This is a genomic window from Mesorhizobium sp. M1D.F.Ca.ET.043.01.1.1 (assembly GCF_003952385.1).
GTDB lineage: Bacteria > Pseudomonadota > Alphaproteobacteria > Rhizobiales > Rhizobiaceae > Mesorhizobium.
This window is the reverse complement of the sequence record NZ_CP034444.1, coordinates 3377668-3394405: the sequence shown is the minus strand read 5'-3', so window position 1 is coordinate 3394405 and position 16738 is coordinate 3377668. Positions and strand designations below refer to the sequence as shown.

Here is a 16738-nt window from a genome sequence, read left to right as displayed (position 1 = left end):
CAGGATGCCATGGCCGGCCTCGAGCAGTATCAAGCCAAGCGCGACTTCCGCAAAACCGCCGAGCCGGCCGGCAAGGTGCCGCGGCACAGACCAGGCGAGGCCGGCGGCATCTACGTCATCCAGAAGCACGCCGCCACGCGCCTCCACTACGATTTCCGGCTCGAGCATGACGGCGTGCTGTGGAGCTGGGCGGTGACGCGCGGCCCGAGCCTCGATCCGCACGAGAAGCGGCTGGCCGTGCATGTCGAGGACCACCCGATCGACTACGCGTCCTTCGAGGGCACCATTCCGAAGGGCGAGTATGGCGGCGGCTCGGTCATCGTCTGGGACGACGGCAGATGGATCCCGGAAGGCGATCCGGCGCAAGGGATGAAGAAGGGCCATATCAGCTTCGAGCTTGAAGGCTACAAGCTGCACGGGCGCTGGCATCTGGTCAGGCTGAAACCGCGCCGCGGCGAAAAGCGCGACAACTGGCTGCTGATCAAGTCCGACGACGCGGCCGCCCGTCCCGGCGAGGACATCCTGAAGGATGAGCCGCAATCGGTGAAGTCCGGCCTCACCGTCGAGGAGGTCGGCGAGGGCAAGGCCGCCAGGGGCGCGAAGCCGAAGGTCTGGCACTCCAACAAACCGGCCGCCCGCAAGGCAAAGGCCGGCCGCGCCAAGCGCCTGGAGTTCATCGAGCCGCAGCTCGCGACGCTGGAAAAGAACGCGCCCTCCGGCGACGACTGGCTGCACGAAGTGAAATTCGACGGCTATCGCATGCAGGCGCAGATCGCCGGCAGCGACGTCAGGCTGCTGACCAGAGCCGGCCTCGACTGGACGAAGAAATTCGAAGGCCCGGTCACCGCGGCGCTTGCCGGCCTCAAATGCCGCGACGCCGTCATCGACGGCGAGATCGTCGTGCTGGCCGACAGCGGCGTGTCGTCCTTTCCGCTGCTGCAGGCCGATCTCTCCGCCCGTCGCACCGACCGCTTCATCTACTACGTCTTCGACCTGATGCGGCTCGACGGCAAGGATCTGCGCCGCGAGCCGCTGGTCGAGCGCAAGCACGCGCTGGCCGAGCTGCTCGGCGAGCAGCCGCAGAATTCGGCGCTGCGTTTCAGCGACCATTTTTCCGAGCCCGGCAAGGTCATACTGCAGCATGTCTGCCGCATGGGCCTCGAAGGCGTGGTGTCGAAGCGCGCCGACGCGCCTTACCGCAGCGGACGCGGCCTCAGCTGGATCAAGTCGAAATGCACGCTGCGCCAGGAATTCGTCATCGGCGGCTACCTGCCTTCGGACAAGACCGGGCGCGGCCTGCGCTTGCTGCTCGTCGGCTATTATGAAGGCGGCAAGCTCAACTATGCCGGCCGCGTCGGCACCGGCTTTTCCGGCAAGGTGTTGACCGATTTGAAGAAGAAGCTCGACCGCCTGGAGGCGAAAGACTCGTCCTTCTCCGGCGCCGTGCCCAAGGGCAAGGGCCTGACCTTCGTCAAGCCTGAGCTTGTCGGCGAAGTGGAGTTCCGCAGCTGGACATCCGACCGTATAATCCGCCACGCCTCGTTCCAGGGGTTGCGTGAGGACAAGCCGCCGGAGGAAGTCGTGCAGGAAAAGCCGAAGAAGACCGGCGGCAAGGCCGAAGCAGGATCGGGCGGCGGCAGGGCCGCGCCGAAGGCCTCGGCTGGAACGGCGATGACCTCGATAAAGCTCTCACATCCCGACAAGCTGCTGTGGCCCGACGAAAAGGTCTCCAAGCAGGACCTGCTCGACCACTACGCGCTGGTCTGGCCGCGCATGGAGCCGTTCGTCGTCAACCGTCCGCTGAGCCTGGTGCGGGCGCCCGACGGCATCCACGGGCAGCGCTTCTTCCAGAAACACGCCTCGCCCGGCATGAGCGACAGGATCGCCAGGATGAAGGATCCGACCGATGGCGAGGAGATCCTGTTCATCAAGGATTTCGACGGGCTTGCGGCGCTCGTCCAGTATGGCGTGGTCGAGGTCCATATCTGGGGCTCCACCATCGACCAACTGGAAAAGCCGGACCAGGTGATCTTCGACCTCGACCCGGATGAAGGCGTCGATGTGAAGATGGTGCGCCAGGCGGCGCTCGACATCCACAAGCAGCTTGACGAGCTGTCGCTGCCGAACCTGGTCAAGACGTCCGGCGGCAAGGGCTATCACGTGCTGGTGCCGCTCAAGGCGTCGGCGGACTGGGACGAGGTCAAGGACTTCGCCCATGACTTCGCCCGCGCCTTGGAACAGGCAGCACCGGACCGCTACACGGCGACGCTGTCGAAGAAGGCGCGCACAGGAAAAATCTTCATCGACTATCTGCGCAACGGCAGGGGCTCGACCACGGTGGCGCCCTACTCGTCGCGCGCCAAGAAGGGCGCGACGGTGTCAATGCCCGTGACCTGGCCGGAGCTTGAAAAGGGGCTCGCGCCCAACGCCTTCCCGCTCGGCGACGAGACGACGCTGGGCGAGCTGAAGAAAGCGGACCCGTGGAAGGATTTCTTCAAGCTGGGGAAGGTGCTGAAGCGGGGGTGAGCCTAGGCGCCGGCAGCGTCGCGATCCTTCGCGCCCCCCTCTGCCCTGCCGGGCATCTCCCCCACAAGGGGGGAGATTGGCAGTTTCACCCGCGGCGCCTTTCCTGCAATGTTGGAGATTGGCGAAGGACGGCGTGACGTCTGATCTCCCCCCTTGTGGGGGAGATGGCCGGCAGGCCAGAGGGGGGCGCTGTCCCGCCAGCATCGCGAGATTGTCCGCCTAAGCCAGAAACACCCTCTCGAAGTCCTGCTTGCCCTTCGGCGAAAACACCACGGCGCGGCTGTCCTTGTCGCGCCGCGCCCATTTCTCGGCGATGACCTTGTCGAGGATGGCGGCGCCCAGCGCGCCGGCGAGATGCGAACGCCGCACGCTCCAGTCGAGGCAGGCGCGGCACACCGGCCGCCTGGCTTTGCTGTCGATCGCGATACCCAGCGCGGCGAAATGCGAAACAGCCGAGGGTGAGAGCCTGATCTCGTTCCCCTCGCGCAGCAGCAGCTTCCTGTCGACGAGGCGGTCGAGCATGGTCACCGCCTGCTCGCCGGCGAGGTGATCGTAGCAAACGCGAGCCACGCGCATGGCCGCGTCGCGCGGGCCGGGCCGCACCCGCTTCGGGCCGACCGCCTCCGCGACGCCGATGATCGCCTCGATCATGCCCGCGACCTGCGGGCCGGCGAGGCCGTAATAGCGATGGCGACCCTGGCTCGCGAGCGTCAGCAATCCGCCATCCATCAGCTTCGACAGATGCGAGGAAGCGGTGGGCAGCGATACGCCGGCCTCCAGGGCCAGTTCCGATGCGGTCAGCGCCGTGCCGCCCATCAGCGCATTGAGCATGTTGGCGCGGGCCGGGTCGCCGACCAGGCTGGCGATGCGTGCGATGTCGGGTCCTTCACGCATAGTTCGATCCTTATCGAAGCATTCCGGTGAGAGAAGCACTATTCTCGGGTCGGCTCAAGGAGCGCGGCGAACGCTCCTGACAGGAGAATGCCTAGCACACCGAGCGAAGCGATGGTTCGACCGCGATCGAACCGTCGTCGCCGCAAAGCCAACCGACCCAGGAAGCTAACCGACGGGGAGACCGAAATGACCATCACCTGCTTCATCCGCTATGAGATCGATCCGTTCGGCAAGCCGGCTTTCGAGCAGTATGCGCGGGCCTGGGGGCAGGCGATCCCGCGCTGCGGCGCCGAGCTGATCGGCTATTTCGCGCCGCATGAGGGTTCGGCCACGATCGCCTACGCCGCCTACAACATCGAAAGCCTCGCCGCCTACGAGGCCTATCGCGCGCGCCTTGCCGCCGACCCCGCCGGCAAGGCAAACTACGAGTTCGCGCGGCGCGAGAAGTTCATCCTCAAGGAAGACCGGATATTCCTCAGGCTGGCGTCGGGGCCGCATGGCCCCCGGAAGGTTTTCGATACCAGCGTAACGGTCAGGGAAGGGATAGAGGCATGATCGCTGTCATCTTCGAGGTCGAGCCGGCGGAAGGAAAGCGCGATGCCTATCTCGGCATCGCCGCGGAGCTCAAGCCGCTGCTCGAGGGCATCGACGGCTTCATCTCGGTCGAGCGCTTCCAGAGCCTCACCGATCCGAAGCGCGTGCTCTCGCTGTCCTTCTGGCGCGACGAGGAAGCGGTCAAGGCCTGGCGCAACACCGAGGAGCACCGGCAGGCGCAGCAGGCGGGTCGCGGCGGAATCTTTGCCGGCTATCGTCTGCGCATCGCCCATGTCGTGCGCGACTACGGGATGACGGAAAGGGACGAGGCGCCGCAGGACAGTCGGGCCGTGAACGGGTGAGCACAGTTTCTCCTTCTCCCCTTGTGGGAGAAGGTGGATCGGCGCGTTAGCGCCGAGACGGATGAGGGGTGTTCCAGCGGAGTGAGACGCCGGCGTTTCCTGGAGCACCCCTCATCCGTCGCCTTCGGCGACACCTTCTCCCACAAGGGGAGAAGGGAAAGTCGGCGCCTAAGCATTCCCGATCAGCACACCCGCCCCGAACACCAGCGCGCCGCCCAGCACCACCTGGAAGGCGGCGCGCCAGAACGGCGTCTGCATGTAGCGGTTCTGGATGAAGGCGATCGCCCAGAGCTCGAAGAACACCACGATCGCGGCGACGATGGTTGCCGTCCAGAAATAGGGGATGAGGTAGGGCAGCGCGTGGCCGAGCCCGCCCAGCGTCGTCATGACGCCGACCGTCAAGCCGCGCTTCACCGGCGAGCCGCGCCCCGACAGCTTGCCGTCGTCGGAAGCCACCTCGGTGAAGCCCATCGAGATGCCGGCGCCGATCGAGGCGGCGAGACCGACGAGGAATGTCTGGAACGTGGCGTGCGTGGCGAAGGCGGCGGCGAAGATCGGCGCCAGCGTCGACACCGAGCCATCCATCAGCCCGGCCAGTCCCGGCTGCACATAGGTGAGGATGAACTGGCGCTGCTCGGCGCTCGCTTCCTCCTCCTTGACCTCGCCCGGGACATGTTCCTGTTCGAGCTCATGCGCGGAATTCTCGTGGCCGAGCTCGGCCGCGGCCAGCTCGTCGAGCAGCTTCCGCGTCGAGGCATCGGTCGTGCGCTTGGCCGCCTCGACATAGAAGCGATAGGCCTGTCGCTCCATGTCCTCGGCCTGGCGGCGCACATGCTCGATGCCGAGCGGCCGCACCAGCCAGTCGGGCTTGCGCTCGTAATAGCCCCTCACATGCTCGCGCCGGATCAGCGGGATGCGCTCGCCGAAGCGCTTGCGGTGCAACTCGATGAGGGAATCGCGATGGCCGTCTTCCTCCTCCGCCATCGCCTCGAACACCTTGGCCGATTGCGGAAAGTCCTGCGCCAGCCCGTCGGCATAGGCGCGATAGATACGCCCGTCGTCCTCTTCGGAAGAAATCGCCAACGCCAGGATCTCCTGCTCCGACAGCGAATCGAAGGAGCGGCGGCCGAAGCCGAAAACACGGGAAAGCATGAGGAAATCACCCTAGATTAGAATGGTTCTAAACTAGGCACTCACGGGCGGAGGGTCAATCGCGGACGTCGTGTGGCCGGCGGAATTCGCCGGTCCAGCGTTCCCGCTCTTCATTATTGCCGAATGTCCACCTATATGGGGTGGCCAGCCAATTCCAGCGAAACAAGCCAAATCCAAGGAAACAAGGGATGACGGACAAGAAGCCCCCGCACGCATTCGACCCGAAACCCGTTCTCGATCTCATCGCCGGCATCGAGGCCGACCTGCAGCGGCTGAAGGGCCTGGTCGAGCAGCAGGCCGAAAAATTCGATCCCGTCAATCCGCACAACAAGACGCCGGAAGGCAAGCTGACCGAGGAAGGCGTCGAATGCTGCTACCGCATGTTCGACGAGGGCAAGTCGCGCTACACGGTCGCCCAGCAGATGAAGATCTCGTTTGCCGCCGCCAGCCACCGCTTCAACGGCTGGCGCAAGCTCGGCGGCAAGAAAAGGACGCCGACGCTGCTGGGGTGAGGAGCGGTCCGCGTGGTGGGCGAAAAGCCGAAGCCATAACGGAGGGTCGGGGCATCGCCAATCGCCATCGTCGGCTGCGCCAGCGGCCCCTGCGATACGCCAATATTGTCCCCGTCACATTTTTTCGTTGGCGCGCAGGGATAATTTCCGTGCACCATGGGCAGTCCCGTTCTTCGCGAGGCCACGCCATGACCACCATCCCGGGCATCTTCGACATCCACGCCGCCGCGGCGCGGCTTTCCGGCCTTGTCGTCGAGACTCCGCTCATCGAATCGCCTGAGCTCAACAAGCGCCATGGCGGCCGCATCCTGTTCAAGCCGGAGACGCTGCAGCGCACCGGCTCCTTCAAGATCCGCGGCGCCTACAACAAACTGTCGTCGCTCACCGAAGAGGAGCGCAGCCGCGGCGTCGTCGCCTTTTCCTCCGGCAACCACGCGCAGGGCGTCGCCGCTTCGGCCGCCATGTTCGGCGTCAGGGCGGTGATCGCCATGCCCGTCGACGCGCCGGCGCTCAAGGTGGGCAATGTCCGCAAGATGGGCGCCGAGGTGGTGCCGTTCGACCGTTACAAGGACGATCGCATGGCTGTCGTGCGCCCCTATATCGAGAAGGGCATGGTGCTGGTGCCGCCCTTCGACGACCCGGCCATCATCGCCGGCCAGGGCACGATCGGGCTGGAGCTGATGCGGCAGGCGAAGGCGCTCGACGTCAGCCTCGACGCTGTAGTCGTGCCTTGCGGCGGCGGCGGGCTGTCGAGCGGCATTTCCGTCGCGGTCAAGTACGCCTCGCCGCAGACCGCCGTTTGGGCGGTCGAGCCGGAGCATTTCGACGACACGCGCCGCTCGCTCGCCAAGGGCGAAAGGGTCTCGAACGAGCCTGGCCACACTTCGATCTGCGATGCGCTGCTCACCGCCGAACCGGGCGCCATCACTTTCGAGATCAACCGCAAAAATCTCGCCGGCGCCATCGCCGTCTCCGACAAGGCCGCCGCGCAGGCGATGCGCGACGCCATGGCGTATCTGAAGCTGGTGGTCGAGCCCGGCGGCTGCGTCGCGCTGGCGGCGCTCGCATCCGGCGAGATCGACCTTGCCGGCAAATGCGTGGCGGTTGTGCTTTCCGGCGGCAACGTCGATTTCAGCACTTATGCGGAGATCATGGCGGCGGCGTAGCGAGTGTTGCGCCCGACCCAGAGTGGCCGGCCTTTGTCCGAATGCGGGGCGCTCAGAAAGACCAGTCACCCTTGGTTCGCCGGATTTCCTCTCGGGGCAAGAAGTGGATTTCCATCAGGATAGGCTCTTCCGGTCCCTTGAAGAAATGCAGTTCCGCATCGGGAAGCACAAGACGGCGCACCGTTTCAAAGACGCTGTCAACTTTGTACTCTTCGCACTGAAGGCCAAGATCGGCAAGCAGCGCCTTGACGGAGGAGAGCGTCATGGCTGGGCTGAAGCCGCCGAGATCGATCTGGCTATTTCCGCTCCATTTCAAAGGCAACGGCTTAGCCTCATCTGGCAAATGCCATAGCTTGATGCTGATGCGATTGGCGAGCGCTCGATTGCGGCGGGTCAAAATGTCGATTTCCAGATCCCCATACCCAAGCAGGAAACCGCACGGCTGATCCTGATAGACATAAAGCCATTTGGGAAGCCAAGGTGCTTTTGGATCGGACCGAGATCGGCCCCGACACGCAGGGGCGTGTCTTTTTCGCCCAACATTAAGGGTAGGATATGGAGTTTGCCCCGCAGTCGCATTGGTCAACCTGAATTGGCCTGGTCACATCCATTCTATATGACGCGCTCGTCCGGGTGTCAGCCGCTCGGCTCAGTCCAGCGTCCGCCGGAAGCGCAGCAGGGCAGCGCCGGCGAAGGCCACCACGAACACCGCCAGCCAGCCGATCTCGGCGGCGACCGCGCTGAAGTCGGCGCCCTTCAGCATGACGGCGCGCGTGATGCGCAGGAAATGCGTCAGCGGGAAGATCTCGCCCAGGATCTGCGCCCAGCCCGGCATGCCCCGATAAGGGAACATGAAGCCGGAAAGCAGCAGCGACGGCAGGAAGAAGAAGAAGGTGAGCTGCATAGCCTGCATCTGCGAGCGGGCCAGGGTCGAGATCGTGTAGCCGAGCAGCACCAGCGAAAGCACGAAGACGAGCACCGATGAAAGCAGCAGCGTCAGACTGCCGACGAAGGGGACGCCGAACAAGAGCTTCGCCGCCGCCAGCACCACCGTCACCTGCACGGCGCCGACGACAAGGAAGGGCAGCACCTTGCCCAGCATGATCTCGGTCGGACTTGACGGCATGGCAAGCAGGTTCTCCATCGTCCCGCGCTCGGTCTCGCGGGTCAGCGCCATCGCCGTCATCATCACCATGGTCATCTGCAGGATGACGCCGAGCAGGCCGGGCACGATGTTGTATTGCGAGATGCCTTCGGGATTGTAGCGCTGGTGAACCACCACCTGCAGCTGCTGCTTGGCGGTTTCGGCGGCGGTCGCCTGCATGCCCTGGGCGCGCAGCAGCGCCTGGCTCGCCACCTTGCTCAGTGTCGAAATGGCGCCGCTTGCCGCCGACGGATCCGTCGCGTCGGCTTCGATGAGGATCTGCGGGCTGTCGCCGCGCTCGACGCGCCGGGCAAAGTCGGCCGGGATGGTGACGACGAACAAGACGGCGCCCTTGGCCATCAGCATTTCGGCTTCGGCCGCGCTTTCGGACACATGGTCGAAGCGGTAGTAGCCGGTCATCTGCAGCGCGGAGACCATGGCCCGCGTATACTGGTCGTTGCTCATCGCCACCAGCGCCGTCGGCAGGCTCTTGGGATCGTTGTTGATGGCAAAGCCGAACAGCACCAGCTGCAGCAGAGGCACGCCCAGCATCATGGCGAAGGTGATGCGGTCGCGCCGCATCTGGATGAACTCCTTGATCAACAGCGCGCCGAGTCTCGCGAAGGAAAAGACCGCTCTCAAGCCATCCTTCATGTCATGTTGTCCTTCGAGCCGGCCATGAACTGGATGAACACGTCTTCCAGGCTGGTTTCGCCGGGCGTCACCGTCACCCCCTTGTGCTCCTTCTCGACATCGGCAAGCGCCTTTTCCAGCGCCGCCTTGTCGGAGCCGACGACATGGAGCGTGGCGCCGAACGGCGCCACCTGATCGACGCCGGGACGGCCCTGCAGCGCCTCGGCCACCTGGTCGAGCTTCGGTCCCTGCAGCACGAAGGTGGTCAGCCCGGCATTCCTCACCACCTCGTCCACCGTGCCGGTGGCCAGCAGCTTGCCGTAGGAGATGTAGCTGATGCGGTGGCAGCGCTCGGCCTCGTCCATGTAGTGGGTGGAGACGAGCACCGTCAGCCCGCCGCTCGCCAGCCTGTGGATCTCGTCCCAGAACTCGCGCCGCGCCTTCGGGTCGACGCCCGCCGTCGGCTCGTCGAGCAGAAGCAGCTTCGGCTCGTGCATGATGCAGGCAGCGAGTGCCAGCCGCTGCTTCCAGCCGCCGGAAAGCGTGCCGGCGAGCTGGTTGCGGCGCGTCGCCAGGCCGAGGTCCTGCAGCGTCCGCGAGACATAGTCCTCGACCGGCTTCAGCTGGTAGAGCCGGGCCACGAATTCGAGATTCTCGCCGATCGTCAGATCCTCGTAGAACGAGAATTTCTGCGTCATGTAGCCGACTTCGCGCTTGATGCTGAGCGAGTCGGAGCGGATGTCGAAACCGAGCACCGTGCCCTCGCCCTCGTCCGGTGTCAGAAGCCCGCACATGATGCGGATGGTCGTCGTCTTGCCCGAGCCGTTCGGCCCGAGGAAACCGACGATCTCGCCCTCGGCCACAGTCATCGTCACATGGTCGACGACCGTCCTGCCGCCGAAGCGCTTGACCAGCCCGCGGACGTCGATGACGCTCATTTTCCGAGGTCCGCCCCGATGTCCGCGAGATCGGCGTCGACGATCTGGCCGGGCTGCAGCTGACCGGTATCGCCTTCCGGCCGTGCCTCGACGAGATAGACCAGCTTCTGCCGGTTCTGAAGCGAGTAGATCACCGGCGGGGTGAACTCCGGATCGGGCGAAACGTAGCTGATGCGCGCCTTGAGATCCGGCCCGCAGCCGTCGCAATGCACGCTGAGCAGCGTGCCGACCTTCACCGAGGAGAAAGCGGTCTCTGGCACATAGACGCTGAGCTTCACCGCGCCGTCGGGCAGCATCGAGATCACCGGCGCGGTCGGTCCGGCCGTGTCGCCGGGATTGCGTATCACGTCGTCGATGCGGCCGGCCGAAGGCGCCGCTAGAACGCGCTTGGACAGCCGCCACCGCGCCTGCCCCAGCTCCGATTGCGCCTGCTGGACCTGGTTCTCCGCGGCCTTGATCGTCTCCGGCCGCGCCGGCAGGCCGCCGACGGCGAGGTTGGCCTCGGCCTGGCCGACCTGCGCGTTGGCCGTCTCCAGCGAAGCCGAAGCCGTGTCGTAGTCGGCCTGCGTGCCGGTGCCGCGCCTGTAGAGGTCGCTGGCGCGATCGTATTTGCGCTTGGCGTCCGCGGCCTGCGCCTTCGCCATGTCCACTTGCGCCTTCAGCACGGCGATCTCGTCCGGCCGCTTGCCCACCTGCAGGTCTGCAAGCTGCGCCTGCGCCTGGGCGAGCGCGGCTTGAGCCTGCACCACGGCAATCTCGGCGTCGGCGTCTTCCAGTGTCGCCACCGGCATGCCTGGCGTCACCCGATCTCCGCGCTTGACGCCGACCGTCGTCACCTGCGCGACCTCGATCGGCGCGAGCAGCACATATTCGCCCTCGACATAGCCGACGGCGAGCGGCGCGGACGGCGCGCAGGCGCTGAACAACTGGGCCGCGAGCGGCAGCGAACAGAAAAAGCTCATGACTTGCCCTTCCTGCCGGCAGCCGGATCGCGCGCCGCCAGCATTGCCCTGAGGTTGTCGGTCGCGACCGCCACGACCTTGGCGGCCTCCTTGTCGCCGATCTCGCGCCAGCCCATCCGGCGCAGCACCGCCTCGCGTCCGATGCGGAAATAGATGACCTGGCCGATTATGGTGAACACGGTGAGCCTGGTGGCCTCGCTCTCGGCCGGCTCGCCGGTGGCCTGCTCCCAGACCTGGCAGAGCCGTCGATGCGTCGGTTCGAACACGCCGGCATAGATGCGGTCGAGCGCCGCCGTCGGGTGCGACAGCTCGCGGAGTACGAATTGTACGATCTCGCCGGCCTGTGGGCTTGCGACGACAAAGCCGACCATCCGCTCCAGCGCGGCAAAGAGCTGTGCCCGCGCGGCTTCCCGGTTTGCGGGAGCGGCCGCCTGGGGTGCGCCGAGCGCCTGGCCGGCGATCCCCTGGATGGTCTCGACGATGAAATCGGCGGCGGCGGCGCGCAGGCCTTCCTTGCCGCCGAAATGATAGGCGATGGAGCCGATATTGGCCTTGGCCTCGGCCGCGATCTCGCGCGTCGAGGTGCCGTCGAAGCCCTGCCGGCCGAAGAGCTTGAGCGCGGCGTGGACAAGTGCCGCGCGTGTCTGATCGGCCGGAGAGGCTTCGCGTTGCGGCCTTCTGGTGTTCGGCTGCTTGCTCATGGCACATAGTTAATCAATCGATTGATTAAAGTCAAATTGAATCGCGACTCGGCTTGCCATCTCCGCCCGCGCGGGCTTTAGTGCGCGGCCATGGGCAAGGAAGTCGAACGCAAGTTCCTGGTCACTGGTTCCGCCTGGCGAGACTGGGCCGAGGCGCATATTCGCATCCGCCAGTTTTACCTCGCCGCGCAGCCCGGCCGCACGGTGCGCGTGCGCATCAGCGACGGTGCTTCGGCGCAGCTGACACTCAAGTTCGGCGACAGGGCGCGCGAGCGCGACGAGTTCGAGTATCCGATCCCGCTTCCCGAGGCCGAGGAGATGGCGGCCTTCGCCATCGGGCGTGTCATCGAGAAGACACGCCACCATGTTAGACACCACGGCTATCTCTATGAAGTCGATGTATTCGGCGGCGTGCTCTCGGGGCTGGTGGTCGCGGAGCTGGAGACGCCGGAGGACGTGCCTGACGAAATGCTGCCCGATTGGCTCGGTCGCGAGGTCACCGGCGAGTCGAGGTTCTACAACGCGTCGCTGGCCCTCGGGGGGATTCCGGAGATCGCCGCATGAGCTTTCGCATCGATCCGCGCTTGCCGCTGACCGGCGAGGTCAGGCGCATATTGACCGACGAGATCGGCAGGGCGCTCGCCCATCTTGAGACGGCGCGCGACAAGCCGGAGCAGGGGCTGCACAAGTGCCGCAAGCGGCTGAAGAGCGTGCGGGCCTTGCTGCGCCTGGTTCGTTCCGGAGACGAACCGTTCTGCCAGACTGAGAACGAATGTTACAAGCAGGTCTCGGCACTGCTTGCCGGCCCACGCGAGGCGACCGCTCTTGTCGAGACCGTCGATCGGCTGGCGAATGCCTTTCCGGAGCAGAGCGCCGGCGGCGGCCTCGACGCCGTCCGCGACCGGCTGGTGCTGCGCCAGCATGAGCTGCACGCCGGCCCCGGTCTCGACGCGGCCATAAATGCCGCCGTCACCGCGTGCCGGGAAGGGCTGGAGCGCATCGACAGGCTGTCGCTGCCCGATCAGCCGGAGCAGGCGGCCGACATCCTGGCCGAAGGCGCCCGCGCCACCTTGCGGCGGGCGAAGAAGGCGCTGGACAAGGCGGGCTCGCGCGGCGAGGCGGACGACTTTCACGATCTGCGCAAGGCGGCCAAGACCCACTCGATGCATCTGTCGCTGCTCGGCCGCCTGTGGCCGACGCCGATCAAGGCGCGCCGCAAGGCGGTCGACAAGCTCGGCGAGTTGCTGGGCGACCTGCATGACGTCTTCGTCATGCGCGGCCTGCTCGCCGCCGACGGCGAGCCGCTCGGCCCGCCCGAAGACACCAAGCTTCTGCGCAAGCTCCTGAAGCGTTCGGAAAAGAGCCTCAGCAAGGCCTGCCTCACCGAGGCCGCCGAACTGTTCGGCGACAGTCCCAAGCGCTCGGCCAGGAAGCTCGCGCGCAAGGCCCGCGACGACCTCGCGGAGCCGCTTGAGGAAGCGAAGGCCGCCTGATCATGGCCCCATGATCATGGCCTAAGTGGCCGGCCTGTGCTAATCGGCGTCTGGGATGACTGCGCCGGCCGACACCCTGCTGGACCGACTTGGCCGCTGGCTCGCCGGCCGGCTGCAGGATGAGTCTTCGGGCTACGAGCCCTATACGCCGTCCGATGCCGATACGCTGCGCCGCACGCTGCAGCCCGGCGATATCCTGCTCGTCGAAGGCAACCAGAAGATCTCGGCGGTAATCAAGTATCTCACCCAGTCGACATGGTCGCATTCGGCCTTCTATGTCGGCGATGCCTTGCCGCTGCCCGAGGACGGTTCGGAGCGGTCGCGTCTGATCGAAGTGACCCTCGGCGAAGGCTGCGTTGCCGTGCCGCTCTCGCGCTACCGCACCTACAATACCCGTATCTGCCGGGCGAGCGGGCTGACGCCGGAGGATCGCGACAAGGTCGTTGCCTTCATGATCGGCAAGCTCGGCCTGAGATACGATCTCAAGAACATTTTCGACATGCTGCGCTTTTTCCTGCCGACACCGCCTGTGCCGGTGCGCTGGCGCCGCCGCATGCTGGCGTTCGGCTCCGGCGATCCGACGCGGGCGATCTGCTCGACACTGATCGCCGAAGCCTATGGCCAGGTCCGCTATCCGATCCTGCCCGAGATCACCCGCGCGCCCGGCCGCGCCTCGGCGCAGTCGAGTTATATGCGGCGCGAGATCCTGCACATCCGCCACCACTCGCTCTACACGCCGCGCGACTTCGACCTGTCGCCCTATTTCCGCATCGTCAAGCCGACGCTGGAATATGGCTTCGACTATCGGGCGGTCGCGTGGGGGGACACGGCGACCGATTCGGAAGAAAAGGCCGCCGAGTAGGTCTGCCTGTGGCGATCTCGCCCAGCACTGTTTGCGGAGAGGCCGCGTCCGAGCGCTTGGCATCGCGCGGAGATGTCATCCCCCTAAAAATGTTCTCAGCCGCCTCAGCAGCAGATCTGGAGCTTCAAGCTGAGGCAGGTGGCCGACGCCAGGCAGCGTTTCGAACGACGCCTGCGGGATCAGCGCATGAAGCGCCTTGCCTCGCGCCAGCGGAATCCATGGGTCGTCCTCGCCCCAGATTATCTTTACCGGACAGCGTATGTCCCCGAACATCGGCTCGATTTCGGCGGTGTATCTTTCATCGGCTTGCGCGAATTGGCGATAGAAGCTCGCGCGCCCGTCCTCAGAAAGCCACGGCTCGACAAGCTTCTCGAAATCTCCGGAACCGATGTCGTTCACGATGGCTCCCTTGATGTAGGCCCCTACGACCGCTCTGTGGATATGCGGTGGCAGGCCCAGGAAGGCATCCACATGGCGACCGACATGATCGAAGAACTCCGATCCCCAAGGGCGCATCGCGACAACGTTCATCAGAAGATACCGGTCGAAGTCGCAGCCATGCAGCAAATGCGCCCGTAGCGTTGTCGCTCCACCCATATCGTGGGCGATGACGATCGGACGTTCGATATCCCAAGACGCAAGCATCTCGGCGAATATCTTTCCTTGCACATCGAGTGACGTGCGCTGCCCCGCGTCTTTCTCGGATTGCCCATATCCGGGCATATCATACCAATGGACGCGATACCGCCCTGCAAGGTCCGGGATAATCCGATGCCATGAGAACGAGGACCACGGCCAACCATGAGCCAGCACGAGTGCAGGCCCGCTGCCCAGTCGACCCGCTGCCACTATGCCCGCGGATGTTTGCACGGTCTCATCGAGTTTCCACGACATCCAATACTCTCCCCGGGGTGTCCGGATTGCGGGTACCAAGCGCTAGACTTCAATCATCAGGCTGGTAGCCGCCGCTTCACGGCCTCGGCGCGCGCACCCGCATCGCGCGGATGCGGCTCGATCGGCATGATGGCCGGAAACGGCGTCGCGCCGAAGGCAAAGGTCCATTTGTAGCCGACGAGCTGCTCTTCCGGCGTGGTGTGCTGGTCATGGTGGGCAAGCAGCCTTGCGCGCTCGGCCAGGTCCTCCGCCTCGCGCCGCACCATCTCCGCCGTTTCCGGCCGCATCCGCCGCGAGAAGCTGATGAAGGTCGCCTGGCCGTCCATATGGCCGATCGCCCAGCCGATGAAGTTCTTGTTGGTCGTCTCGAAATGCGGCTTCAGCGGTCCCTCGAAATCCCACTGGATCGGCGTCTCGACCAGCAATCTTGCCGACAGGCCGCGCCCGAGCGCGACCAGGCCGAGCTCTTCCAGATCGCGCAGATAGAGGAACATCGAGGCTTCGCTGAGGCCCTGCGAGCGCATGATGCCCTCGGGCGTGAATTTCTCCGACAGCATGATGAAGACGAAGAGCAGCGCCGGCCGCGCGGCGAGCTTGCGCTCGATGTCGGGCGCGACGTGGTTGGCCGGTCCCGGCCCCCGATTCATCGAGCCCAGCACGTTCTCCAGTTCCACTTCCGCCGCGGCGCAGATCTCCATCAGCCGGTCGAGCTTGCAGTTGCGCTCATGGAAGATTCGCTTCACCGTCGGTTCGGAAACGCCCATGCGCTCGGCAAGCGCCCGGTAGGTCAGGCCCTTGGCCTTCAGCGTCCGTTTCAGCGCCTCGAAGATCGGACCGTTCATGGAATGCGCCCCATTTGCATGAATTCGTATCGATCTTCGATACTACGCTCGAACCGTCTTCCGGGAAAGTATCGAAAAACCTAGCTCTCCGCCGTCATCACAGGAGAGCACCATGAAAACCCTCATCGCTTCCACCGTTCTCGCCATAGCCGGCATCGTGACGGCTCCCGCCGTTCAGGCTGGCGAGGTCTGGCGCGCCGGCGGCTTCGAGCAGCCGGAATCGGCGCTTGTCGACACCGCCAACAAGCGCATCGTCGTCTCCAACATCGTCGGCAATCCCGGCGAAGCGGACGGCAACGGCTACCTGTCGCTGCTGTCGCTGGACGGCAAGGTGATCACCCGCCACTGGGTGGACGGCATGGACGCGCCCAAGGGCATGGCGATCTCGGGCGGCAGGCTTTACGCCGCCGACATCACCAAGGTCCGCGTCGTCGACCTCGCCAGCGGCAGGCTGGTCTCCAGCATCGATGTGCCCGGCGCCGTCTTCCTCAACGACATGACCGCCGACGCCTCGGGCAAGGTCTATGTCAGCGATATGCTGGCCGACACGATCTACCGCATCGACGGCGACAAGCCGGAGCTGTTCGTGAAGGATGCGCTGCTTGCCTCGCCCAACGGCGTCTTCGCCGATGGCGACCGGCTCATCGTCGCCTCCTGGGGCAAGGGCATCAAGCCCGATTTCAGCACCGCGGAGCCGGGCGGCCTGCTGGCGGTCGATCTCAAGAGCAGGAAGGTGACGCCGCTGCCCGGCGCTCAGAAATTCGCCAACCTCGACGGCGTCGTCGCCATCGGCGGCGATATCTATGCCACCGCCTACATGACCGGCGCGCTCTACCGCTGCCATGCCGGCGGCAAGCCTGAGGTCGTCGCCACCTTCAAGCCTGGCAGCGCCGACATCGGCACCGACGGCGAGAAGATCCTGGTGCCGCTGATGGACGAAGGCGACGTCGCGGCGCTGAAGATCGACTGAGAGCCGCCGCGGCGGGAACGACGTCAATAAGGATTGGATCTCATTTCCAGGATTGGCCCCCATATCCGGGATTGGCCGCCATATCGGGGATTGGACCGGCGTATCGACGGCGCTGCCATCTGGCCGCGCCGTCCGCCGCGGGATATCCGGCTG

18 protein-coding genes are annotated in these 16738 nt (G+C 65.3%); 9 read left to right on the top strand and 9 right to left on the bottom strand.

What is annotated here, in order from left to right:
* Positions 1-9: 9 nt before the first annotated feature.
* Positions 10-2526 carry a DNA ligase D gene (gene ligD / locus EJ067_RS16495; RefSeq protein WP_126086684.1) on the top strand — a complete coding sequence of 839 codons (2517 nt, stop codon included), beginning with the start codon at positions 10-12 and terminating at the stop codon, positions 2524-2526.
* Between the two features lie 219 nt (positions 2527-2745).
* Here ligD and EJ067_RS16485 read toward each other — a convergent pair whose 3' ends face one another.
* Entirely contained in the window at positions 2746-3420 is a 675-nt protein-coding gene (locus EJ067_RS16485) for a winged helix-turn-helix domain-containing protein (protein WP_126086683.1), read from the bottom strand.
* Between the two features lie 186 nt (positions 3421-3606).
* Here EJ067_RS16485 and EJ067_RS16480 point away from each other — a divergent pair, with 186 nt between their 5' ends.
* Positions 3607-3975 (top strand): NIPSNAP family protein, encoded by a 369-nt coding sequence (locus EJ067_RS16480; RefSeq protein ID WP_126086682.1) that lies wholly within the window; start codon positions 3607-3609, stop codon positions 3973-3975.
* Entirely contained in the window at positions 3972-4316 is a 345-nt protein-coding gene (locus tag EJ067_RS16475; protein ID WP_126086681.1) for an antibiotic biosynthesis monooxygenase, read from the top strand. The genes EJ067_RS16480 and EJ067_RS16475 overlap by 4 nt, the downstream gene beginning before the upstream one ends.
* Before the next feature lie 168 nt (positions 4317-4484).
* Here the strand turns inward: EJ067_RS16475 and mbfA are convergent, their stop codons facing one another.
* Complete coding sequence (gene mbfA, locus EJ067_RS16470) at positions 4485-5468, bottom strand: iron exporter MbfA (RefSeq protein ID WP_126086680.1); 984 nt, start codon at positions 5466-5468, stop codon at positions 4485-4487.
* Between the two features lie 188 nt (positions 5469-5656).
* On the opposite strand from mbfA, the gene EJ067_RS16465 reads away from it, so the two are divergent.
* A complete protein-coding gene (locus EJ067_RS16465; RefSeq protein WP_126086679.1) occupies positions 5657-5980 on the top strand; it encodes a hypothetical protein in 324 nt (107 codons plus the stop codon).
* Between the two features lie 188 nt (positions 5981-6168).
* Complete coding sequence (locus EJ067_RS16460; RefSeq protein WP_126086678.1) at positions 6169-7146, top strand: threonine/serine dehydratase; 978 nt, start codon at positions 6169-6171, stop codon at positions 7144-7146.
* Between the two features lie 52 nt (positions 7147-7198).
* On the opposite strand, the gene EJ067_RS16455 is transcribed toward EJ067_RS16460, so the two are convergent.
* The 5 genes from EJ067_RS16455 to EJ067_RS16435 form a co-directional block, all read right to left on the bottom strand.
* Positions 7199-7543 carry a hypothetical protein gene (locus EJ067_RS16455; protein WP_189510648.1) on the bottom strand — a complete coding sequence of 115 codons (345 nt, stop codon included), beginning with the start codon at positions 7541-7543 and terminating at the stop codon, positions 7199-7201.
* Positions 7544-7795: 252 nt separating this feature from the next.
* Positions 7796-8944 carry an ABC transporter permease gene (locus tag EJ067_RS16450; RefSeq protein ID WP_348639541.1) on the bottom strand — a complete coding sequence of 383 codons (1149 nt, stop codon included), beginning with the start codon at positions 8942-8944 and terminating at the stop codon, positions 7796-7798.
* Positions 8941-9861: an ABC transporter ATP-binding protein gene (locus tag EJ067_RS16445; RefSeq protein ID WP_126086677.1), complete on the bottom strand. Its 921-nt coding sequence runs from the start codon at positions 9859-9861 to the stop codon at positions 8941-8943. The genes EJ067_RS16450 and EJ067_RS16445 overlap by 4 nt, the downstream gene beginning before the upstream one ends.
* Positions 9858-10823 carry an HlyD family efflux transporter periplasmic adaptor subunit gene (locus tag EJ067_RS16440; RefSeq protein WP_126086676.1) on the bottom strand — a complete coding sequence of 322 codons (966 nt, stop codon included), beginning with the start codon at positions 10821-10823 and terminating at the stop codon, positions 9858-9860. Before EJ067_RS16440 ends, EJ067_RS16445 begins: the two co-directional genes overlap by 4 nt.
* On the bottom strand, positions 10820-11524 hold the full coding sequence (locus tag EJ067_RS16435; protein WP_126086675.1) for a DUF1956 domain-containing protein: 705 nt from the start codon (positions 11522-11524) through the stop codon (positions 10820-10822). The genes EJ067_RS16440 and EJ067_RS16435 overlap by 4 nt, the downstream gene beginning before the upstream one ends.
* Positions 11525-11614: 90 nt before the next feature.
* Between EJ067_RS16435 and EJ067_RS16430 the strand changes: the two genes are divergently transcribed.
* Genes EJ067_RS16430 through EJ067_RS16420 form a run of 3 tightly spaced genes read left to right on the top strand, consistent with a single transcriptional unit; the run spans position 11615 to position 13879 of the window.
* Entirely contained in the window at positions 11615-12088 is a 474-nt protein-coding gene (locus EJ067_RS16430; RefSeq protein WP_126086674.1) for a CYTH domain-containing protein, read from the top strand.
* On the top strand, positions 12085-13017 hold the full coding sequence (locus EJ067_RS16425; RefSeq protein WP_126086673.1) for a CHAD domain-containing protein: 933 nt from the start codon (positions 12085-12087) through the stop codon (positions 13015-13017). Before EJ067_RS16430 ends, EJ067_RS16425 begins: the two co-directional genes overlap by 4 nt.
* A 55-nt stretch (positions 13018-13072) precedes the next feature.
* A complete protein-coding gene (locus EJ067_RS16420) occupies positions 13073-13879 on the top strand; it encodes a lipo-like protein (RefSeq protein WP_126086672.1) in 807 nt (268 codons plus the stop codon).
* Between the two features lie 75 nt (positions 13880-13954).
* On the opposite strand, the gene EJ067_RS16415 is transcribed toward EJ067_RS16420, so the two are convergent.
* A complete protein-coding gene (locus EJ067_RS16415) occupies positions 13955-14773 on the bottom strand; it encodes an alpha/beta hydrolase (RefSeq protein ID WP_126086671.1) in 819 nt (272 codons plus the stop codon).
* A 56-nt stretch (positions 14774-14829) separates the two neighbouring features.
* Positions 14830-15615: a helix-turn-helix transcriptional regulator gene (locus EJ067_RS16410; protein WP_126086670.1), complete on the bottom strand. Its 786-nt coding sequence runs from the start codon at positions 15613-15615 to the stop codon at positions 14830-14832.
* A 112-nt stretch (positions 15616-15727) separates the two neighbouring features.
* Here EJ067_RS16410 and EJ067_RS16405 point away from each other — a divergent pair, with 112 nt between their 5' ends.
* Entirely contained in the window at positions 15728-16585 is an 858-nt protein-coding gene (locus EJ067_RS16405) for an ATP/GTP-binding protein (protein ID WP_126086669.1), read from the top strand.
* Positions 16586-16738: the final 153 nt, after the last annotated feature.